Source organism: Bacillus sp. GW823-FHT06B01, assembly GCF_058952315.1.
Map to the genome: position 1 here is coordinate 145,710 of NZ_JBXAHR010000001.1, position 22,225 is coordinate 167,934.

19 protein-coding genes and 1 pseudogene are annotated in these 22,225 nt (G+C 33.9%); 17 read left to right on the top strand and 3 right to left on the bottom strand.

Annotated features, from left to right (window positions below; all coding sequences use genetic code 11):
• Nucleotides 1-15: 15 nt before the first annotated feature.
• From AC1Q8N_RS00775 to AC1Q8N_RS00790, 4 genes and pseudogenes are all read left to right on the top strand, one after another.
• Nucleotides 16-1,041 carry a ParM/StbA family protein gene (locus tag AC1Q8N_RS00775; protein ID WP_098048403.1) on the top strand — a complete coding sequence of 342 codons (1,026 nt, stop codon included), beginning with the start codon at nt 16-18 and terminating at the stop codon, nt 1,039-1,041.
• A gap of 305 nt (nt 1,042-1,346) precedes the next feature.
• The gene (locus AC1Q8N_RS00780; RefSeq protein ID WP_048547847.1) at nt 1,347-2,297 is read left to right on the top strand and encodes a magnesium transporter CorA family protein; all 951 of its coding nucleotides are present in this window, start codon (nt 1,347-1,349) and stop codon (nt 2,295-2,297) included.
• Between the two features lie 624 nt (nt 2,298-2,921).
• A complete protein-coding gene (locus AC1Q8N_RS00785; RefSeq protein WP_098069194.1) occupies nt 2,922-4,511 on the top strand; it encodes a bifunctional metallophosphatase/5'-nucleotidase in 1,590 nt (529 codons plus the stop codon).
• Nucleotides 4,512-4,641: 130 nt separating this feature from the next.
• Nucleotides 4,642-4,766 (top strand): annotated as a pseudogene (locus AC1Q8N_RS00790) (M15 family metallopeptidase); the annotation flags it as partial.
• A 204-nt stretch (nt 4,767-4,970) separates the two neighbouring features.
• Here AC1Q8N_RS00790 and AC1Q8N_RS00795 read toward each other — a convergent pair.
• Nucleotides 4,971-5,390 (bottom strand): DUF1259 domain-containing protein, encoded by a 420-nt coding sequence (locus tag AC1Q8N_RS00795; protein WP_048547833.1) that lies wholly within the window; start codon nt 5,388-5,390, stop codon nt 4,971-4,973.
• A gap of 838 nt (nt 5,391-6,228) precedes the next feature.
• Between AC1Q8N_RS00795 and AC1Q8N_RS00800 the strand changes: the two genes are divergently transcribed.
• Nucleotides 6,229-7,494: a Y-family DNA polymerase gene (locus AC1Q8N_RS00800; RefSeq protein WP_098079389.1), complete on the top strand. Its 1,266-nt coding sequence runs from the start codon at nt 6,229-6,231 to the stop codon at nt 7,492-7,494.
• Entirely contained in the window at nt 7,491-7,832 is a 342-nt protein-coding gene (locus AC1Q8N_RS00805) for a YolD-like family protein (protein ID WP_048547830.1), read from the top strand. Before AC1Q8N_RS00800 ends, AC1Q8N_RS00805 begins: the two co-directional genes overlap by 4 nt.
• A gap of 461 nt (nt 7,833-8,293) precedes the next feature.
• Here the strand turns inward: AC1Q8N_RS00805 and AC1Q8N_RS00810 are convergent, their stop codons facing one another.
• The gene (locus AC1Q8N_RS00810; RefSeq protein ID WP_098132514.1) at nt 8,294-8,947 is read right to left on the bottom strand and encodes a CPBP family intramembrane glutamic endopeptidase; all 654 of its coding nucleotides are present in this window, start codon (nt 8,945-8,947) and stop codon (nt 8,294-8,296) included.
• Between the two features lie 188 nt (nt 8,948-9,135).
• Here AC1Q8N_RS00810 and AC1Q8N_RS00815 point away from each other — a divergent pair, with 188 nt between their 5' ends.
• Together AC1Q8N_RS00815 and ppsA are read left to right on the top strand one after the other, a co-directional pair.
• Nucleotides 9,136-9,417, top strand: a complete 282-nt coding sequence (locus AC1Q8N_RS00815) for a YolD-like family protein (protein WP_048547829.1) — start codon at nt 9,136-9,138, stop codon at nt 9,415-9,417.
• Nucleotides 9,418-9,536: 119 nt separating this feature from the next.
• Nucleotides 9,537-12,143 carry a phosphoenolpyruvate synthase gene (ppsA, locus tag AC1Q8N_RS00820; RefSeq protein ID WP_098079386.1) on the top strand — a complete coding sequence of 869 codons (2,607 nt, stop codon included), beginning with the start codon at nt 9,537-9,539 and terminating at the stop codon, nt 12,141-12,143.
• A 55-nt stretch (nt 12,144-12,198) separates the two neighbouring features.
• Here the strand turns inward: ppsA and AC1Q8N_RS00825 are convergent, their stop codons facing one another.
• A complete protein-coding gene (locus AC1Q8N_RS00825) occupies nt 12,199-12,816 on the bottom strand; it encodes a TetR/AcrR family transcriptional regulator (RefSeq protein ID WP_493520999.1) in 618 nt (205 codons plus the stop codon).
• Between the two features lie 131 nt (nt 12,817-12,947).
• Here AC1Q8N_RS00825 and AC1Q8N_RS00830 point away from each other — a divergent pair, with 131 nt between their 5' ends.
• From AC1Q8N_RS00830 to AC1Q8N_RS00870, 9 genes are all read left to right on the top strand, one after another.
• Complete coding sequence (locus AC1Q8N_RS00830) at nt 12,948-14,168, top strand: YhgE/Pip domain-containing protein (protein WP_098079397.1); 1,221 nt, start codon at nt 12,948-12,950, stop codon at nt 14,166-14,168.
• Between the two features lie 190 nt (nt 14,169-14,358).
• Nucleotides 14,359-14,793, top strand: a complete 435-nt coding sequence (locus tag AC1Q8N_RS00835; protein ID WP_098847272.1) for a ferritin-like domain-containing protein — start codon at nt 14,359-14,361, stop codon at nt 14,791-14,793.
• A 166-nt stretch (nt 14,794-14,959) separates the two neighbouring features.
• Nucleotides 14,960-15,472, top strand: coding sequence for a GNAT family N-acetyltransferase (locus tag AC1Q8N_RS00840; RefSeq protein ID WP_098079378.1), 513 nt, complete (start codon nt 14,960-14,962; stop codon nt 15,470-15,472).
• A gap of 4 nt (nt 15,473-15,476) precedes the next feature.
• Nucleotides 15,477-16,340 (top strand): aminoglycoside phosphotransferase family protein, encoded by an 864-nt coding sequence (locus AC1Q8N_RS00845; protein WP_493521000.1) that lies wholly within the window; start codon nt 15,477-15,479, stop codon nt 16,338-16,340.
• 625 nt (nt 16,341-16,965) lie between these two features.
• A complete protein-coding gene (locus AC1Q8N_RS00850; protein WP_098152471.1) occupies nt 16,966-17,538 on the top strand; it encodes a histidine phosphatase family protein in 573 nt (190 codons plus the stop codon).
• Nucleotides 17,539-17,725: 187 nt separating this feature from the next.
• A complete protein-coding gene (locus tag AC1Q8N_RS00855) occupies nt 17,726-18,109 on the top strand; it encodes a hypothetical protein (RefSeq protein WP_064475712.1) in 384 nt (127 codons plus the stop codon).
• A 622-nt stretch (nt 18,110-18,731) separates the two neighbouring features.
• Complete coding sequence (locus tag AC1Q8N_RS00860; RefSeq protein ID WP_098079373.1) at nt 18,732-20,060, top strand: YjiH family protein; 1,329 nt, start codon at nt 18,732-18,734, stop codon at nt 20,058-20,060.
• A 601-nt stretch (nt 20,061-20,661) separates the two neighbouring features.
• Complete coding sequence (locus tag AC1Q8N_RS00865; RefSeq protein WP_098123647.1) at nt 20,662-21,249, top strand: GNAT family N-acetyltransferase; 588 nt, start codon at nt 20,662-20,664, stop codon at nt 21,247-21,249.
• A 330-nt stretch (nt 21,250-21,579) separates the two neighbouring features.
• A complete protein-coding gene (locus tag AC1Q8N_RS00870; protein ID WP_000662223.1) occupies nt 21,580-22,212 on the top strand; it encodes a YdcF family protein in 633 nt (210 codons plus the stop codon).
• Nucleotides 22,213-22,225: the final 13 nt, after the last annotated feature.

Here is a 22,225-nt window from a genome sequence, read left to right on the forward strand (position 1 = left end):
AGTGAGGAAAAAAGTATGAAATCTCTGTATGCAATTGATGTAGGAATTGGCTTTACCAAGCGGGCATATCGACAGGATGTAGATTCTGAGATGACGATCAAGAGTGAAGCTTCCACACTAGCCCCTGTACCTAATCATGCTGAAAGTGAAGATTTAACAAAGGTAAGTTTTATAGACTTAGACTTTGCATACTACATGGGAAATGAAGCACATCAATCTGACGCTTCATTCCTTCCTCCATTTGGCGAAGAAATAGAAAATTATTATGAAAGCGAACGGTTTAAACAACAAATATTTGGTTGCATTGCAAAGGATTATAAAGAAAATGTCGTGTTGCCTTTAGTTGTTACCGGGCTTCCTGTTACTTGTTTTGGTAGTCAGCATGAGCAATTACAATGTGCACTAAAAAAAGAAACTTCCGTGCAAATTGATGGGAAATTTATTCATATTACGGTGGAAAATGCTTTGATTCTTCAGCAACCGGTCGCTTTACATGCCTATTTCTTAAAAGAGGGAATCATTCAGGAACGAGATCGTATCTTAATTATTGATGGTGGATTTCGTACATTAGAAATGACAGATATGAAACAGAATGTCATTTTAAATCATTATGAGACAGAGCTAGGATGTAGCAAGCCTTTGAAAAATATTAAGAATATCCTGCAGAATCATGCGGGTGAAAGTAATCAATTGCATATTAACGACATGCCAAACATATTAGAAAAAGGATATGGAGGTCGAGAAGAAAATCCTCAGACAAGTCAGGTGGATACTTTGATTCAAAAAGAGTTGGATGCACACTTCCAAGACGTTATGCGTGTATTACAAGAACAATTTAAGTTAGAACAGTACGATACTATTATTTGGACAGGAGGAATAGTAGATCTCCACAAAAAACGAATTGAAAAAATACAAGGTGAAATTTCTTCTTTCCGTATGGTAGACGCTTCGAAAGAGGCTGCACTTCATGGATACTATTTGATTGGAAGTCAAGTATTTGACGACATTACCAATCAATCTGTATATGAATCTAAATTATAATAACGACCGAAATGGATTTCGTTGAATAGACGTGCCAAATTATGTAGCTTCTTTTCCACATATAAAAAATTCTTTATAAGAAAAGATAAAAAGTGCTTATATAGAGGAAATGTTTAAAATTGAGAATAAAAATAACGAATATATAGGGGGTCTTCCTTTTAAAAGAATAAGGCCTCCTATGCCATTTATTTTGTAATTTAGATGGACTAAAAACTTTTCCTCCAAGACATGAATACCTACATACAAATTTCATATTACGGATATGATTCGATCAAACATAAAACCCTTTAGAAAGGAAGAATAATATGGAATGCATAAAAATGACGAAATGGAGTTGGTATCATGTGAAAACTAGTGAGCTTGAAAAACTTTCTTCTATAATCCCTCGTGATGTAACATCTTATTTCTCTCAATTTATAAAGAAAATAAGTTCTCCTTGTGAAAATGGATTATATGTTTATACGTTATCGCCAAGTCAAACTTGTGTATATGGTTCGTTTTTATATGATCAAGATAAAAAGGACGCCAAAATTCAAAAATTTCTTCATTATTTCGTAGCTCATGGAATACTGATAACAGTTCAGGAAAAAGAGGAAGAGGATTTTCAAAAATTAATACATAATTTCCCTATGGGTACAAAAAATTGTAATAGTTCCGCTGAAGGATTATGTGCTATCTTATCAATGTTTATATCTCACTACTTGCGAAAGGTTGATTACTTTGAAAACAATTTCAGAAATGTATTATGGGATTTTTATCATCATAATAACATAGCAGTTTTAGAAAGAATTTATCATATTCGTCATGAACTATTTATGAACACACATGTGTTTCGCTTAATACAAGAAGTGTTACAAGGGCTGAAAGAAGCTTGGTTAGAAAACTTAACAAACACCCTTTGTTATAAACAAACACACGTAAAATTAGAGCGTGGATTACAACTCGTTAAAGAGTACCAAGAAGAATTAGACACAATGATTCATTTACAAGAAGTTGTTTCTTCTCATCGTGGGAATGAAATTATGAAAGCTCTTACTGTATTAACTGCTGTAAGTACGCCTTTGACAGCCTTAGGAGCATTGTGGGGGATGAATTTTAAATATATGCCTGAGCTAGAATGGAAATATAGCTATTTAATCGCTCTCTTATTTATTATTTTTACAACAGGTGGTATGTATTTATATATGCGAGTCAAAGGATGGACAGGTGATTTATTACGAGTAAAGAAAAAGAAATCTTTTTTTAAATCTAATTAATCCTGTTTATAAAAAATATGATAGGTATATGGTTAGTAATATTTATTAATGGGGGTAGTGCTATATCCCTATTAAGTTAAAGTTTTGATGTCTCCGCATTTAAAAAGATGCTCTTGGATAAATCCAGGAGCATCTTTTTAAATGCGGAGTAGTGCACCACTGTAATCTTCCATTACGAAATTTCTATTTAATTTTTTAATTTTGATATTGAGATGTTAGCTTGATAAATACTCATTAGTTTCGAATTGAATAATCTTTTTAACAGCTAAAATTTATTGATTAGAGTTTTTTAGGCCTCTTAGATGTATTGATATATTACTATCAAGATAATATTTTGAATAATCCTCAAAACAAAGAAATGCACATTTTCTTATTTTGGGTAGTGAAGCTTCTTAAGTTGTTTATATCATAATCCAAAAGTGTAGGCTACAGCCTACAAATAATCATCTCCCTCTTAAAGTTGTCGTTTTACATCTTCACATTTTTGAGGAAGGAGTGTTTTGTTGGGAAATAATAAAATCTTATTAATTTTTATAATTAGTAGAATTTTTATAGAAATAATCCTCTTAATATATTAAAATAACATTGTATTATGTCAGATTTTAATTAGGGGAGAGAAATTTTATGTTGAAAAAAATCATTCCAGTTGCTTTAGCATTAAGTACAGTTACTTTTACTAGTGTATTCGCTGTGCCTTCAGCACAAGCAAGTACAGAACCAAACCGCTACATAGATGTACAAATGCTCGGTATTAACGATTTTCATGGGCAACTAGACACTGTAAAAAAAATTAACAATAAAGATGCAGGGGGAATTGAGTACTTAGGGGCTTATTTACGTGATCGTGAAAAACAAAATCCGAATACATTAAAAGTACATGCTGGCGATGTTGTTGGAGCAAGTACTCCTGTTTCAGCATTATTACAAGACGAACCTACGATTGAATTTCTAAATGATTTGAAATTCGATGTTGGAACTATAGGAAATCATGAATTTGATGAAGGTGTTGAGGAAATGCATCGCCTTATTTATGGTGGATTCCATGAGAAAACAGGAAATTTTAAAGGAGCAAAATTCCCATATGTTGCTGCAAATTTCTATAATAAATCCACCGGTCGTCTATTTTTACCACCATTCACTATAAAAAAGGTACAAGGAGTTCCTGTTGGATTTATCGGAGTCGTAACAACAGATGTGCCTAACCTTGTTATGCCTACTATGCTAAAGAATGTAGAAATTACAGATGAAGTTGAAGCTATTAACAAATCCGTAAAGCAATTAAAAAAACTAGGCGTTAAATCTATCGTTGTTCTTGCACATAACGGAGGTATAACAGATGGGAACGGTGTAACAAATGGTGATATCGTCCGATTAGCAAATGAGACTGATCCGGAAGTCGATGTTATTTTTGGTGGGCATAGCCACACTTATGTAAATGGAACTGTTAATAATAAACTTGTCGTACAAGCAAACTCTTATGGTATGGCTTTTGCTGATGTTGATGTAAAGATTGATCGTAAGACACAAGATATTGTTGAGAAAAAAGCAGAAATTGTTACAACTTACCATGAAGGCATGGAGCCTGATAAAAAAATCAAGAAGAAGATGGAGAAATATCAAGCAAAAATCGCACCTCTTGTTAATGAAGTTGTAGGTAAGTCTATTGCTCCACTAGATCGCAAACTAAATACGGCTGGTGAATCTACTCTTGGAAATTTAGTTGCTGATGCCCAGCGTACAACAATGCAATCCCAAATTGCACTTATGAATCCTGGTGGTATTCGTAATGACTTAGATGCTGGTGATATTACATGGGGAGAGATATATGGTATTCAACCATTCGGAAATCAATTAATAAAAGTAAATTTAACAGGCCAAGACATTCGTGATATTTTAAATCAACAATGGCAAAAAGACATAACAAGAATGCTTCAAATTTCAGGGATCCAATACACTTGGGATGCGAACAAGCCTAATGGAGAAAAAGTAACAAGTATTCGCTTAACAAATGGAGAAGAAATTATTCCTTCGAAAACTTACAGCGTCGTTGCGAACGCATTTCTAGCTTCAGGTGGAGATGGATTTGTATCCTTTAAAAACGGTAAAGATGCTGAAACAGGACCAACTGATTTTGAAGCATTAGTAGATTATATAAAAAAATCAAAAGAACCAATTCAGTCTATTATTGATGGAAGAATTCAAAAGATAAATTAGGTTTTTATTAATCTCAAAAACAACTAGATTGCCTGTGCGCTAAACTTTTTAGTGTGCAGGTAATCTATTTTTTTTGGGTTTGAAATAAAGTCTTACTGTGGACAAGGGGTATACCGTCTAGATGCAGAGTGCAGGGTTTATCATTCGTTATCCAAAGGAAAAGGGAAATATAACTGGTTATGCGTATTCGCTGTGTAGGAGATATTGCAAAAAATATATAAGGAAAAATTAACTTTAGAGGAATATATGAGGTAAGAAAGCTAAAGTGAATTGCAAATCTGTATTTTTGTTTAGGGAATAGTAGTTTATAAAATAGTAGGGTACTTTATTTTAATAGATTCAAAAACTGCCTATCTAAAAATTTGATAGGCAGTTTTTTCTTTTGGGCACAAAGTGAAATAATTTTATGATGTTCGCACATGTAGAAAATGTAATGTGTAAATATATCCGAAACACCAATCATTGCCCCTCATTATTAGCGATAGGATAGCTACTTAAGGACAAAAAAGAATGGGCTAACTTTTGTGCAAAATGTAATGGAGGCTCTACCGACTGGATATGAATATACATAATTAAGGGATTCATGTACAGCCAGTGATTATGTAAAGCACTTACAATGATTCCTTGTTGTACAATTGATTTCATAAATGCAGGAATTTCTTCTTGTAGAACAGCGATTTCGCCTAAATTTAATGCATTACCATTTGGATCCAACGATTCAAAACTTACTCCCACGGGCACTACAGAAGTACTCGGTTTTCCTTGAACAAGCACCCTAAAATCGCGGTGAAAAGACACTGAACAACCACCTTGATTTCTTTTACCTTTCCCTTTAAGTATTGTAGCAAATTGTTCACAAAGGAAATTAAAATTTTGCATAAATTCAATTCCTTTCTTGTACAAAATTATGTAATTAGAGATTCGATTGAGGAGATACAGATAAAGTGAAACTTTAATCAGTGGGGGTTTTGTTCATCCCTCACTGATTATTAGTTGAACCAATCGGGCTTTTACGGGCAGTTGATCCCCCACCTAACTTCTTTGCTTCCGCTAAATTTTGAGGTGGGGGTTTTACTGCCCGTTAATGCGGGATAAACAATCTTTCTTTAGCATTCAAAAAACAGGCTGTGATTTTAATGTATCCAATGTTTATTTTAAAAGAAACACATGCGATATTATTTGGATATTCAGGATTTCATTGAAGATGATTCGTGTATCCGGGTTAATAAATTTATGATTCATGATAGTCCGTTCGAGATATTGTTATAAAAAATCGATAAAGTATGCAATTATACGCTTTTAGTTTATGTAGGTTAGATAAATATGTGTCTAAATTTGAATGATAAAACTAGAAAACAACGTTGAGAAAATAAACAATAATAATTTATTTTCTATAAACAAGCACTGCTAAATAGTACTCTTTTTCGAAATAAGTCTTTCTTATATAAGTATATTGCTTTTAAATACAGGATTAAGTTTGAATACTAAAAAACGGGTTCTAAAATACCGTATCTATTCAAGAAGAATCTAGTTGTTTCTTCTTGTATCTATTTACATTTTTCAGTATAGAAAAAATATAGAGGTGAATTCCTTGATTTTTTCTTGAAAAATGTTCATGCACGGTTATTTTAACCAAAATTTTCATGAAAATACCTTTAAAAAGAACATGAGTTCGTATATAATAAGAACAAACGTTCTTTTGTTAGGAGTGATAACCTTGTATGATTATTCTCTTTTACCGAATCGTATTATTCTTTGTGTAGATCTTCGTAGCTTTTATGCAAGCGTATCATGTATTAAAAAAGGACTTGATCCACGATATACAAAATTGGCTGTCGTAGGAGATGTAAACCGCAGTGGATCAATCGTATTAGCAGCAACACCGCCATTAAAAGCGTTAGGAATAAAGAAGATGGCTAGAATGTACGAAATACCGAAGCGGTCAGATATTATTATTGTGAATCCGATTATGCATACATATATGAAGTGTTCAACTTACATAACTGGTTTAGCTTTACAGTATGTTGCGCCGGAAGATTTCCATCAATATAGTATTGATGAGTTTTTTATGGACATGACCGCAAGTATTCATTTGTTTGCCAGTAATCCGTGCGAGTTCGCATTAAAGTTTAAGCGAGAAATATATGAACGTACACGGATTGAAAGTACGATTGGTATTGGACCCAATTTATTATTGAGTAAAGTAGCACTGGATGTGGAAGCGAAAAAGAATAACGATGGAATAGCGCAGTGGACGTATGACGATATACCCGAGAAGTTATGGAGTATTAGACCACTCAGTAAATTTTGGGGTATATCGTATAAAACAGAAATGAAATTAAATCGAAAAGGTATACATACGATTGGAGATTTAGCGCAGTACCCGTTGAAGTATTTAAAGCAATCATTTGGTGTGATAGGAGAGGAATTACACTTGCATAGTAACGGGATTGATTTTAGCAGAATAGCAGAGAAATATGTTCCAGCGACAACATCTATAGCGAAAAGCCAAATATTATTTCGTGATTATTCGGTAGAAGAGTTCATCGTTATTTTATTAGAGCATACAGAAGAAGTTTGTTACAGATTGAGACGAGAAAAGAAATACGCGCAAACGATTCATTTTTCAGTCGGATATAGTAGGGAATACGGGGGAGGAATAAAAAAAGCACATACGTTAAATAGAGCAACAAATTTAACGATGGATATTTACAACGTTTGCACATATTTTTTATACGAGCGGCATACAGGAGAGCCGATTCGATCGATAAGTCTTTCCTTAACAAATTTAATACATGAAGGAGAAGAGCAAATTTCGCTTTTCGATAACATTATACAGAGAGAAAAAGAAATGAGATTAACGAAGGTGATGGACGAAATTCGAACACGATTTGGTAAGAACAGTATTTTACGTGGGATTTCTTACACAAGCGTCGCAACAGCAAGATATAGAAACACATTATTAGGAGGGCACAAATCGTGAAGAATGCTAATATGCCAAAAGGAAGAGGAATGGTAAAGTGGCAACCGTTTGCTAGTATGCCAGAGCAGTTCATCTGTATTAAAGACATGATACAGGAGCAAACAAAAATCCCGCGTCCAATTTTAACGCAAGATGCAAAAGAAAGGATTGAAAATAAGCTGTTAATTTCATATTTAGGTGAAGAAGAGGTTTTACTTACATATTATAGAGGTGGATACTTATATAAAAATTACATAACTGTAGTTGATATAAATCCCTTGAATGGATTGATTACTTGCACGGATGCTTTTTGTAATAAGAAGATTTTTAAGTTTGGTGATGTAATTGAAATTGATTAGAACTTTTTAGCTGATGTATTTTTGTACTATTTACAAAGAAATGCTCATTTACTTCAAGTGTTATTTCTATTTTTATGCAAAACCCAAAGTTACAAAAGAAGTTCATAATATAAAGTGTAAGTACCATGGGTTTTCAAGTTATAAAACACGTACTTCCGACTAATATATTAAAACTTAAAGAACCTAAAAAATAAGAATGATCACTACTAAATAGGCATTCAAAATACGAATTCATATTTTGAATGCCTATTTGAAAATTTTCGAAGTCAATATAGTTTGTGTCAAACATTGAAGAATCCTTTTATAGGTGTAAATATATATATTTCTCATGTATCTGTCCCTGAAATGAATGGGTATTTTATCTATATTCTAAGTAATATTTTCTGTTAAGTAAAAAAGAACCCTAAGGTTCTTTTTGTTTTTATGTTATTGTTTGTTACTTATAAGTACAATGTAATTTTTTATTTAAAAAGCATTGGTAAAAATCCAATAATGTCGAAAGCAAGGTGGCAAATCCAACTTACCCAAACACTCTTTGAATTTTTCCATATATAATTCAGTAATAACCTAACAGGGACTATAGTTATCAATAATTGCATTGGCACGAAACCATAAGCAGGAATATGCCACAAGGCAAACAGAACGCTACATATTATTGATGCTGTACCAAATTTTAATCCTAATTTTTGTAATGCGATGATTATGTTAGTACATAGCAATTCTTCACCCATTAACATGAATGGTACACGGGTCAAAATCATCGAAACGCTTATTACTTGAGCAACAGAATTTGTAGTTGGAGGTTCAAAAATATAGTTATATAGTGTGCCTGAACCCATGCCCACTATGATTGTTAAAGGTAAACCCCAGATTAATGTTTTAAATTTAAAATGTTTGAATTGCTCTAAAGATATTTTCCCTAAAAAATAGTATCCTATAATTCCACATAATACAAGATTCCATGAAGCTTCAAGAATCATTTCTAATAATTCAGGTATATTACCTACTATAAGTGCAATACATTGATATACAATTCCTGAAATAATTAATAATCCTAAAGCCAAAAGAGATTTTGAATCAATTTTCTTTTTTGTTTCTATAATCTTTGTTTCCACAACAACCCCTTCTTTCTTATTATTTCATTAATTACAAATATATAATAACATATATTATCCCTAATTAATGGTAATTCAGAAGGGTGCCATAACTTTTGTATAATATCGTTGTATAAATGCAGTAAAGCGATTTTTTAAACAAACTTAATAGGCTTATTTAGCATGCCTACTTTTTTATCGTTGCTAGTATGCCAGAGCAGTTCGCCTGTATTAAAGAAATGATACATGAGCAAACGAAAATCCCGCGTCCAATTTTAACGCAAGATGCAAAAGAAAGGATTGAAAATAAGCTGTTAATTTCATATTTAGGTGAAGAAGAGGTTTTACTTACATATTATAAAAATGGCTATCTATATAAAAATTACATAACAGTAGCTGATATAAATCCATTAAATAAGACGATCACTTGTACCGATACTTTTCATAATCAAAGGATGTTTAAGTTTGGTGATGTAGTTGAAGTGAATTAGAGGGGGGATATTTCTTCCTAACTTAATTATATCATGTAAATCAAGTTCGAAATAGACTGTTTATTCGTATTTACTACTGCTACAATCAAGAACACATGCATAGTAAGGAGAGATGGTAAATGAGTTCTTTCGTTCTCGATTTTCAGGAAATAGAAAACACGCAGCTTGCACTCGTTGGTGGAAAAGGATTGAATTTAGGGGAGTTATCAAGCGTTCAAGGGATACAAGTGCCAGAAGGATTTTGTGTTACAACGGTAGGATATGAAAAGGCCATCGAGCAAAATGAGGAGCTTCAAACTTTGTTGCAGCAACTAACAAAGTTGAAAAAGGAAGAGCGAGCCCAAATTGGTGAAATGAGTAAGAAGATTAGAGAAGTCATTATGGCAGTAAAAATCCCTTCTGAAGTAGTGGAAGCGGTAGCTCATTATCTCTCACGTTTTGGAAATGAACATGCGTATGCCGTGCGCTCTAGTGCGACGGCTGAAGATTTACCGTATGCCTCGTTTGCTGGTCAACAAGATACGTATTTAAATATTATCGGTAAAGAAGCGATTTTGCAGCATGTAAGAAAGTGCTGGGCTTCTTTATTTACAGAGCGAGCAGTAATGTACCGCATGCAAAATGATTTTGAACATAATCAAGTTTCTATATGTGTTGTCGTTCAAAAAATGATTTTCCCTGAGGCTTCGGGAATTTTATTTACTGCTGATCCGGTTACTTCTAACCGAAAGGTAGTATCAATTGATGCCAGTTTTGGACTTGGTGAGGCATTAGTATCAGGACTGGTCTCTGCCGATAATTATAAAGTAAAAGAAGGCGAAATTACCGGAAAGATGATAGCAACTAAAAAATTGGCTATTTATGCTTTAAAAGAGGGCGGAACGGAGACGAAACAGATTGATCCGGCTCAGCAACAAATTCAAACATTGTCTGAACAACAAATTTTACAACTAGCACAGATTGGAAGACAGATTGAAGCTTATTTTGGTTGTCCGCAAGATATTGAATGGTGTTTAGTGGATGATACATTTTATATTGTCCAAAGTCGCCCCATTACGACTTTATATCCAATTCCTGAAGAAAATGATGGGGGAAATCATGTGTATATATCAGTTGGCCACCAACAAATGATGACCGATGCGATGAAACCGCTTGGGTTATCTTTTTTCCTGTTAACGACTAATGCTCCTATGCGTAAAGCGGGAGGACGGCTGTTTGTGGATGCTACGCAACAATTAGCTTCACCTGCTAGCAGAGATTATTTAATAAACACTTTAGGAAAATCAGATCCACTCGTAAGAGATGCATTAACAACTATAATCGAGCGAGATAATTTTATTACATTGTTGCCGGATGATGAAAAAGAAAAGAGTGTTAGTAAAAGTAAGCAACCTGCAAATTCGCAACCAGAAATCGAAAATGATCCGGCAATCGTTACGAATTTAATACAGAATAGTGAAGCATCAATCGAAGAGTTAAAACGAAACATGCAAATGAAATCAGGGGTGGATGTACTTGATTTTATTTTGGAAGACATTCAGCAATTAAAAAAAGTATTATTTAACCCGCAAAGTATAGCTGTTATTATGGCTGGTATGAATGCTTCAACATGGATGAATGAAAAGATGGAGCACTGGCTAGGCGAAAAGAATGCAGCAGACACGCTTTCTCAATCTGTACAAAATAATATTACGTCTGAAATGGGTTTAGCATTACTAGACGTTGCTGATGTGATTCGACCGTACCAAGAAGTTATTACGTATTTACAACATGTAGAAAATGATAACTTTTTAGATGAATTAGTTCAATTTAAAGGCGGAGAAAAAGCTCGAGATGCTATTCTAACTTTTCTAAATAAATACGGAATGAGATGCAGCGGAGAAATCGATATTACGAAAACGCGCTGGAGTGAAAAGCCAACTACAATTATCCCGATGATTTTAAATAATATAAGAGACTTTGAAGCGGGTGCTAGTAAACGGAAGTTTGAAGAAGGGCTGCAAGAAGCTTTGAAAAAAGAAGAAGAGTTAGTAAATCGATTGCAGCACTTGCCAAATGGAAAGCAAAAAGTAGAAGAGATGAAGCGGATGGTTCGTAATATCCGTAATTTTATCGGTTATCGTGAATATCCAAAATACGGCATGATTAATCGTTATTTCATATATAAGCAGGCATTATTGAAAGAAGCTGAGCAACTTGTACAGAGCGGTGTCATTCATGAAATCGATGATATATACTATCTAACCTTTGAAGAACTTCACGAAGTTGTTCGCACGAATAAACTAGATTACGAGCGGATACAAAAACAAAAAAATGATTACAAATTATATGGAAAACTAACGCCTCCTCGTATCATGACGTCTGATGGAGAAATCATTACAGGCAAATATAAACGAGAAAACCTCCCAGCTGATGCGATTGTAGGCCTGCCTGTTTCTTCAGGAGTGATTGAGGGAAGAGCTCGCGTTATTTTAAACATGGAAGATGCGAATTTAGAAGAGGGGGATATATTAGTTACTGCTTTTACTGACCCGGGCTGGACACCGTTATTTGTGTCTATAAAAGGGTTAGTCACCGAAGTTGGCGGGCTTATGACTCACGGGGCAGTGATTGCACGTGAATATGGATTACCAGCAGTCGTCGGGGTAGAGAATGCTACGAAACGAATAAAAGATGGGCAACGAATTCGGGTACATGGGACTGAAGGGTATATTGAAGTGTTGTAATGAAATAAAAGATCATCTGCTATTATAGTAGATGATCTTTTATTATATAGCTAACTTATTTCTTTAAGCCAGCCGCATAAAAAGGTCCATGAACTGCGATTGTTGATAAAATACGAGCAATTTCCTCAGGTGTTTCTTTTTGCCCGGTATTTAACCATTGCTGAATGACACCTATATGAGCAGATGCCATATAAGAAGCTAAGTATTGACTTGGGACAAGTAAATTCTCCTTATTAATGAGGGCACCATTCGTATCTTCAAATATTGTTTTCCACATAAAGTCTTTTAGTTTTGTTTGGAAAGATAAATCTCCTTTTGGGCTTAATACTGCGTTCATAAAATCACTATTTTCATTTAGAAATTCAAGAATAGAAGTAATAAGTATAAACGGCATTGTTGGGGAAGGGTTTGACCCAAGATCAGCAATAACTTCAGGCAATCTCTGTTTGGCAATGCTAGAAAACTCATACATAATTTCTTCTTGGCATTTCGTCATTAAATCAAATTTATCTTGATAGTGCGCATAGAAAGTGCCGCGATTAATGTTTGCTTTCGTTGTAATATCTTTCACTGTAATGGCGTCAAAGCCTTTTTCTTCAATTAGTTCCACCAATGCATTTCGTATGGCAGTTTTCGTACGAATAACTCGTAAATCTAAATTACTATCACGCAAAGTATGTCCCTCCTTCATTTTAGCCAACACATTTCAAAGATGTGTCTTATAACCGACACATTCACGATTTTTGATTATTGTATAAGGATCAACTCAAACATATAATTCAAATATAAATAAACAACACGTTGTTGGTTATTATAAATCAAATGATAGGAGGAGAAAAGAAGATGTTTAAAAATAAACTTTTATTGTTATCACCAGTTATTGCACTACTTGTTGTTTTTATTTTTTCATTAACGTTATTTCCAACTGTTCAACCTCAGCCGAAAAACTTGCCAATCGCAATTGTAAATGAGGATCAAGAAGTAGAAATTCCGAATCAACCGAAGATGAATATGGGGCAAACGATTGTTGATAATATGAAAAAGACATCAAAATCAGAGGAAGAACCTGCGGTGAAGTGGGTAGAAGTGAAAGATAAGGAAGCTGTGCAAAAAGGATTAAATAATCAAGAGTATTACGCAGCGTTAGTTATTCCGAAAGACTTTAGCACAAAACAAGCATCATTACGAACAGCACAGCCATCTTCACCAGAATTAGAAATATTCATCAATCAAGGAATGAATACAGCGGCATCAACTATGGCAGGACAAATGTTAAATGCGATCGTTGATAATATGAATAATACTGTTCGCGCGCAACTATTAGAAGGATTGAAAGCAAAAGGAGCTACAGTAACAACAGACCAAGTTTCAAATGTAGTCACACCAATTGCAAAGAAAGTGACAAACGTAAATGAAATCGGCAAAAATAGTGCGAACGGTAACTCGCCAATGTCTTTATTCCAACCGTTATGGATTGCAAGTTTAGCGAGCGCAGCAATTATCTTTATTGCGATAAGTAAAATGCCAGTAGGTACAAGAAAAGAAAACTTCGTATTAAAACTAAAACAAATCATAACAGGGGCTGTCGCGGCACTTGTTATTGGATTTGGCCTCACATGGATCGCGGATGGTATGGTAGGTTTAAATATTTCGAATTTCACGGATACGGCATTGTTTTTATCAATTACCTCCTTTAGCTTCTTTTTAATGATATCCGCAGTACTTTCACTAGTTGGACTAAAAGGAATTGGTGTATTCGCACTCTTACTTTTCTTTGGGGCACCGTTATTATCGTTAGCACCTGAAATGTTGTCGCCATTTTATCAAGACTGGGTGTACGCATGGTTGCCAATGCGATTTATGATTGAAGGACTTAGAGAAATATTCTTCTTTGGAAAAGGGTTAAGCTGGAGTACACCACTTACTGTGCTCGTTTGGATTGGCGTAGTAAGTATGGTTATTATTTTAGCGACTGCTTTCAAACGTAGTGTAGTAAAGGGACGAAAAACGGAATTAAACGCATAAAAGCAAAAAACGTTTCACTAGGAGTGAAGCGTTTTTTGCTTTTTATTAACTTATCGGGAAATCAAGAAGGATAGGTTTTTCTATATTTTAAAGGGAATAGAAGAGTTCGGATTTGCAGTGCCTTTTTGTATACATGCTCCTGCTATTTCAAATTGCATAAAATGTTATGTGAAATAATGGAGGGGATACGATGTATAATTCGAATGATTATGATTGGTATAGGCAAAATGATAAGTTGATTCGTGATATTGAGAAAGCAATTAATGGAGAGTTTAGTGCTATAAATTGCTATGCGAAATTAGCCAACATGGCTCCAAATGCGGCGGAACGAAATCAAATTCTTGAAATTCGTAACGATGAAATAAAGCATTTTCATCATTTTGTACAAATCTATACAAATTTAAGTGGTCAGCAGCCGAAGCCACAAATTACGGAAGAATGCCCAAATACGTACTTACAAGGATTAGAATTGGCAATACAAGATGAACAGAAGACAGTGGATTTTTATTTGGGAATTTCAGATGAAACATCAGATGCACATATGAAAGAGTTGTTGCGCAGAATAGCTGCCGATGAACAAAATCATGCGGTGTGGTTTTTATATTATTTTGTGAAGTCGAAGTGAATGCTTAAGGAATTAAAACCGTTTCACTAGTAGTGGGCGGTTTTTTTGATGGAATACAAGTTGTAAAATAGATATCTTTGAAGGTGTAGTGGTTAATCTTGGTATATAATGTATAAAACGAAAATTAATAAAGAGAGAAGTAAGCATTTGAAAGGAGAACAGAAATATGGAGAGAAATACAGTTAAAGAATATACAATTCGAACTGCTATTGAAGAGGAAAGCGATAGCATTATCACTCTATTAAAAGAAGTAGCAGAGTGGCTACAACATAAAGAAGTGAATCAATGGCAGTATCTGTTAGGTGGAGAGGCTACGGCTGAAATACTAGAAGGTATAAGAGAGAAATATACGTATGTTGTTACGAAAGGAGATGAAATTGTCGGTACGGTTACAGCATCTCCTAAACAAAATGATTGGGATGAACATATCTTTGGTAAAGAGGAAGTTTCTAATTCGTTATATATTCATAGATTTGCAGTGAAAAGGCAGCATAAGGGGAATGGAATAGGAGAACACATTTTACAGTGGGTAGATGAGAATATGCAAAGTGATAAACAGTATTTGAAGTTAGATTGTGTTGGACATAATCGTACATTGAATGACTTTTATAAGAAAAACGGTTTTGAATATATCGGTAGTACGGATGGACATAGTAAGTTTCAAAAGAGAAGGGGGTAAGTGGATGAATCAATTTCCTACTGCTTTAGTTAAAAGGTTGATAGAGGAACAGTTTCCTGAATGGGCACATTTAGAAGTGAGACCTGTAAAGTTTAGTGGGCATGATAATAGAACGTTTCATCTAGGAGATGAGATGAGTGTAAGATTGCCAAGTGACGCGGCATATGCACCGCAAGTAGAGAAAGATATATTAAGTAAGGAGCTTTCTTTACCGATTTCTGCACCAGTTGCGAAAGGAAATCCATCTGAAGAGTATCCGTGGCCTTGGTCTATTAATAAGTGGATAGAAGGAGATACTGTTACGAAACAAAATGTCCGTGACCTAAATGAATTTGCGTCGGACTTAGGATCATTTTTAGTGGAATTGCAAACTATTGATGTGAGTAATGGCCCAATAGCTGGAGCACATAATTTTTACCGAGGCGGGCTTATATCTGTATATGATGAAGAGGCGAGAGGTGCTATCGAAAATAATAAGGACGTTTTTGATGAAACTGTATTAAAGCACCTTTGGGATGTAGCACTTCAGTCAACGTGGGAGCGTAAGCCAGTTTGGGTTCATGGGGATGTTGCACCTGGAAACTTACTCGTTAAGGACGGAAAGCTTTGCGCCGTAATTGATTTTGGTATTTTAGGAGTAGGCGATCCAGCTTGTGATGCAGCGATGGCATGGACGTTTTTTGGTAAAATTAGTAGAAAAATATTTAAAGAAGTATTACAAATAGATGAAGAAACGTGGAATAGAGCGAGAGGATGGGCACTTTGGAAAGCGTTAATTACATATGATGCGAATAAGGCAAATAATAAGATAGTGGCAGAAGAATCGTATCGTGTCATTCAAGTGATTGTGGATGATTATGGGGATTAATAGAAAAAGCCTCTTTTGTTTGTAGGATTCAAAAGAGGCCTTTTCTATTAATTGATACTTAGAATTATTTATTATAAAAGTGTTCATTTCTGTAAATATGCACTGTTTTTTAGAAAGGGAGATGTTTGCAGCTTTATGCTATTTATTTTGGGGTTATTCCTACTAGAATTTGCTTGCTAGTATGTGCTTGATTTTCTCTAGAGGTGGTTTTAAATTTATACTATTTGATTAACAGGTTGAATAGAGGGACAAATAAATCTTAAGCAGTAGAACCAACCGATAAGAGTGTATTAATTTTATCTATTCCGTTGTACAAACCCTAGTTCTTTAGCGAGGTTTTCCAGAAATTAAGGAGTAAGATGTTCATATAATTCTTCAGCAAATAATTGGAGTTCACTTTGAATTCAAAGATTCATAAAAAACATCATCTTTTCTAATCTAGCTTGTTTAGAAAGAATAATGCTTTTTTATACCAGAGGGTAGTGAAAACTTCGCGTCTTTCTTACAAATATCGTGACTTTATTTCAAATTCACAGTTTTCTGTTATTTTTAAGGGGACTGAATTGGATATATATGCTAATATGAGAAAGGAATTGTAAAGGAACCTGGAAAAATGGAGGGAATTATGAAAACTTTCATATATATGGTGAGACATGGGGATTCACCGAAATCTGGAAAAGAAAAAACAAGAGGATTAACTGAAAAAGGAAAGTTAGATGTTCAACGAATAACAGATATATTACAAGGTGAGGGAATCGATGTTGTTATCTCAAGTCCATACAATCGTTCAATTCTAACTGTTCAGCAGTTAGCGAAGCAAATAGGACAAGAAGTTTTAGTATTTGAAGACTTAAAAGAGAGAATCTTTATTGCTGAAGAGGAACGAATGTCGGATAAAGAATTATTCCCTTTGATAACAAAGTCATTTTTAGAACCCGACTTTGCTTTAACGGGAGGAGAGTCTAATGTCGACTGTCAGAAGCGTGCTATAAAAGTTTTAAAAGAATTATTAAAAACCTATCGAGGACAGAAAGTAGTATTAGGAACCCATGGAGCTGTTATGACTTTGATGATGGGGTATTATGATAGTAAGTATGGTTTGAATTTTTTACTACAGACATCAAAACCAGATATATACAGAATGGAATTCAATGGACAGGAATTGGTGGAGATTAAAAGATTGTGGGAAATTGAATAGATTGACTTTATTCATCCGTAGCTTTTCCTAGTGACGTGTATTATAAACAATAGGGTTACTGCGGTAACTCTTTTTCTTATGGCACTAACGGGGGATTGAGTTCAACAATCTAAAAAATCCGGTTCCTTAGCATACAAAATTCGCGTTTTGTTCTTGCTACCTCGAGATGAAATGGGAGGGAATGTTTTTGGGCAGGATACTTTTAAAGTTATTTTTTAAATTAATCCTATTTTTTTTCTTATTCGGTATTGTTGTTTTTTCTATATTTCAGATTATGTTTGTCTGGAGTGTTTCGACAGGATTAGGAAGGGATGATATAGTCGGATTTTCTGATAATAAGTATGTAATTGGTCGTCCACCTGTTAGCTATAATTTATATAAAAAAGATAGTGGGGAAACTATATTAGATAATGTTATTGGTTATAAAAAAGGAAAAATGAAAAGCTATGTTCGGAATGAAATTGAATTTGCAGTGATAAATGAGATAAAGGGTAGCTATGAACTGTATAAAATAGAAAATGCTTTAGAAAAGGATATAGAACGGCTGAAAGAAATGAAGAAATTAGAATAAAAGAGACTATCTGAAAGGTAAAAATGTACGCCTATTATTGTTAAATCTAAAAAACGTTTTAGGTTGATAATTGAATTTTATTTTATGAAAAGAGTCATTATTAAAGTAAAGTATTAGGGGTTCAGCCACATGTCCATCAAACTAACAGATAAAAATACCGTTTTTTTACACTTGAAGTTAATTAATATTTTTAAGTTGATGGGTATGGGGCGTCAACTGGGTCGACTATTATTGTATGCTTGATAACATATATAGCTTCTTTTACAAAGTTGCAATTTAGTTATATATCCTTTTTAATAGGCAGAAGTGTAATGGTCTAGGTCTATTTTTCTATTATTTATTCTGTAATGTTCCTTGGGACATGTATTCGATTATTATTACTCAAGTATTTTTATACGGTTACAGAAAATGACAAATGAATATAAATACCTATATTTTTTAATAATGTTTAATTGTGTTACATAAAATAACTCCTTCGTTGAACTTATATACTTATTATATAAATTTAGCAAGGAGTTTTTATATTGTTATATTTGGAGTCTTTATAATTAAATATTCAAAATCAATAGAAGGAATCTAACGTAATTATACAGAATATTTAGATAATAGGAGGTGTCGAATTTTGAGTGAAATTGAATTAAAAAGGAATGTAATTAAGACAGGGAGTGAGAAGGGGATCATTCTTCGGTTTATACTCGCTAGTCTAGTTGGGGTATTTATGTTTTTCGTACCAGTTACGATAAATGGTGCTTCGTCCATTATGATTGATCATATCGTATCATGGGTCAGGACTTCTGTTCCGAGCGTAGTACCTTATTACGCTCTACTCGTTATGATAATGGGTGCGATTTATCCATTTTATACGAAAAAATGGAATGCAACTATTGTAGACATTTGTTTTTCTATTTTAAAAGTAATTGGTGTTGTCTTTGGTGTATTACATTGCTTGAAAGTAGGACCAGCTTGGTTCTTTGCACAAGATGTAGGGCCGTTTTTGTATGAAAAACTAGTAATATCGGTAAGTTTACTCGTGCCAATTGGTTCGGCTTTTTTAGCGTTGTTAGTCGGGTACGGATTACTAGAATTTATCGGTACGTTTTGTCGTCCCATTATGAGACCGTTATGGAAAACACCTGGACGATCAGCAATTGATGCGGTTGCATCCTTTGTAGGGAGTTATTCACTCGCTTTATTAATTACGAATCGCGTGTATAAAGAAGGAAAGTATACGACAAAAGAAGCAGCCATTATCGCTACAGGCTTTTCTACAGTATCCGCAACATTTATGATCATCATCGCAAAAACATTAGACATTATGCATTTATGGAATGTTTATTTTTGGACTACTCTCGTTGTAACATTCATCGTAACTGCTATCACCGTAAGACTCCCGCCCCTTAGTAGAAAACCAGATACATATGTAACAGAAGAAGGGTTCCCAGAGCCCGTTTATAAGGAGAAAATGCTAGAACGCGCTTGGGAAGATGCGCTAGAAGTATCGAAATCTGCACCGAGTATTATAAAAAATATCGCAGTGAACTTAAAAGATGGGTTTATTATGACAATGGGAATTTTACCTTCTATTATGTCAGTAGGATTAATTGGTATCGTCTTAGCGAAATTCACACCAATATTTGATTGGGTCAGCTATATTTTTTATCCTTTTACATGGGCTTTACAATTACCAGAAGCCGACTTAGCTGCTAAAGCAGCATCCGTTGGTATTGCGGAAATGTTCTTACCATCATTATTAGTAGTTAGTGCACCACTTGTGACAAAGTTTGTCATTGCGGTTGTTTCGGTATCATCAATATTGTTTTTCTCAGCTTCCATTCCTTGTATACTATCAACAGATATTCCGTTAAAAGTATCGGAACTTATTATTCTGTACGTACAAAGAACGATATTAACGTTGCTTATCATTACACCGATTGCTTATTTGTTGCTTTAAAATTTTTGAAAAGATAAAGCTATAAACAAAAGAAGCCTTTTTACAGAAGGCTTCTTTTATTTATTTTTCGTATATGACGTCATGCTTCTTAAGAAGATTCCTAGTCCTGCAAAAAAGAAACCTAAGCATAATAAGCTGCCTGGTGTTCCCCAAGTAATTTGATCTAGCATTTTTATATCCTCCCATTTATCCCATATTAATTAACTGTAAAACTTTCACCGTTTTAAATTTCACTTTATTATTATATAGTATTTTTGGGTTTCCATCCATATTTATCCATACTATCAAACTGAAAAATTGATCCATAAATGAAAAACAATAATCTATTTGTAGAAAAAATAGCGTTTTTGCTGTGCAAATCTTTAAAGAACACACATTAGACCATTAGAAAAAGAATAATTTCACATGAAACGAAACCAATATGAATGTAGCTTGAAACAATGAGATGTAAACGGTATTTGTTAGAGATTTTTGGTTGATTATGATGTGAGAAGTTATTAAAAATTGAATGTAAGTGCATTTAAAAGTGGGATTAAAATTAAAATATCTATATAATTAAATTTTATTTTGTATGATATAGTAAGAAAAAGGGGGCTTACAAATGGAAAGCATTCACGAAAGAGCAAAGTTACGGTTAATAGATAGTGATGATGTCGAAACTTTGTTTTCGATTGTAGAAGGAAATCGGGATATTTGGGCGTATTTAATTTCTAAAATGGATAGTGCGCAAGATATGCAGCAATACGTTCAAAAAGCGATACAAGGTTATGGAAAGGGTACGCAAATCCCTTTCGTTGTAGTGGATCAACAGACGAATACGATTGTAGGAAGTACACGTCTATATAATATTTCAGTAGAAGATAAGACAGTCGAGTTAGGGCAAACTTGGTATCATCCAAGTGTGCAACGTACGAGTATAAATACAGAGTGTAAGTACATGCTTCTCCAGTATGCTTTTGAAAAATTACGTATGCTGAGAGTACAAATTAAGACGGATGCAAGAAATGAAAAAGCACAACGAGCAATTGAAAGGTTAGGTGCAGTAAAAGAGGGTGTGCTTAGAAACGAAAGAAAATTGCCAAGTGGTCATGTGAGAGATGCGGTTGTATATAGTATTATCGCAAGTGAATGGCCAGTTGTGAAAGTACGTTTATTAGAAAATTTAGAGTTGTATAAAGAAAAGTTATAATTCGTGTTTTGAAAGGTATATTGTTCGTGATGTATGAAAAATATACCTTTTTTCTTACAAAATGCTACTTTATTTTAATTCCTTTTGTTTCATCGTTCCCTTCTGAGAAAAAATTCGTTACAATGTAGTTGTATGGTAATAAACTTATGAATTTAAAACATGTAATGAAAACCGCAAATAAAAATGAATTGATAATCCTCAATTTTAAATGAAAACCCTTTTATACATAAATAACAAGTAAAGTTCCTTCTTTTAAATAAACTCAAACGAAACGATTTGATATAAATGTTTTTTTATAGAAGTATGGATGATGTACGGAGGCAATTACAAATGAAAGAAAATAAGAAGAGTAAGAAAAGACGAATCTTTCAAGTATTTTTACTAATGATTTGTTCTGCTATTTTATATGTAAGTTATGCAGCTTACGATATTTGGAGCTATCGTTTTAAAACAGATGATAGTGTGAAAACGGATGCTGGTATTGTATTAGGAGCAGCTTCATGGAACGGAAAACCATCTCCTGTATTTAAAGAAAGAATTAATCATGCGATTTCTTTATATAAGAACGGAAATATTAAAAAGATTATTTTTACAGGTGGTACAAAGTTCGAGGCAGAACTTGAGGAAGCGCGTACTGCAAGAGTATATGCAATGAAACAAGGTGTAAAAGAGGAAGATATTTTAATTGAAACAAAATCCCTTTTCACAGAAGAAAACTTAAAGAATGCGAAGGAAGTTGGAATAGAGAACGGAATACGCACATACACGATTGTAAGTGATCCACTTCATATGAAACGCGCAATGAGAATCGCAAAACATATTAATATTGAAGCGTATGCTTCACCAACGCCGACATCAGCATATAAAACGTTAGACACAGAAATACCATTCTTCTTTAAAGAATTATTCTCGTACATTGGATATGTAACCTCTTTGCCGTTAAAGGCATTGAAGGGAGACTAATATAAGAAAAGAA

Bases quoted from the DNA above. Each gene is read 5' to 3' on its own strand.
- AC1Q8N_RS00775 (WP_098048403.1), top strand. From the start codon at position 16: ATGAAATCTCTGTATGCAATTGATGTAGGAATTGGCTTTACCAAGCGG.
- AC1Q8N_RS00780 (WP_048547847.1), top strand. From the start codon at position 1,347: ATGGAATGCATAAAAATGACGAAATGGAGTTGGTATCATGTGAAAACT.
- AC1Q8N_RS00785 (WP_098069194.1), top strand. From the start codon at position 2,922: ATGTTGAAAAAAATCATTCCAGTTGCTTTAGCATTAAGTACAGTTACT.
- AC1Q8N_RS00795 (WP_048547833.1), bottom strand. From the start codon at position 5,390: ATGCAAAATTTTAATTTCCTTTGTGAACAATTTGCTACAATACTTAAA.
- AC1Q8N_RS00815 (WP_048547829.1), top strand. From the start codon at position 9,136: ATGCCAGAGCAGTTCGCCTGTATTAAAGAAATGATACATGAGCAAACG.
- ppsA (WP_098079386.1), top strand. From the start codon at position 9,537: ATGAGTTCTTTCGTTCTCGATTTTCAGGAAATAGAAAACACGCAGCTT.
- AC1Q8N_RS00835 (WP_098847272.1), top strand. From the start codon at position 14,359: ATGTATAATTCGAATGATTATGATTGGTATAGGCAAAATGATAAGTTG.
- AC1Q8N_RS00840 (WP_098079378.1), top strand. From the start codon at position 14,960: ATGGAGAGAAATACAGTTAAAGAATATACAATTCGAACTGCTATTGAA.
- AC1Q8N_RS00845 (WP_493521000.1), top strand. From the start codon at position 15,477: ATGAATCAATTTCCTACTGCTTTAGTTAAAAGGTTGATAGAGGAACAG.
- AC1Q8N_RS00850 (WP_098152471.1), top strand. From the start codon at position 16,966: ATGAAAACTTTCATATATATGGTGAGACATGGGGATTCACCGAAATCT.
- AC1Q8N_RS00865 (WP_098123647.1), top strand. From the start codon at position 20,662: ATGGAAAGCATTCACGAAAGAGCAAAGTTACGGTTAATAGATAGTGAT.
- AC1Q8N_RS00870 (WP_000662223.1), top strand. From the start codon at position 21,580: ATGAAAGAAAATAAGAAGAGTAAGAAAAGACGAATCTTTCAAGTATTT.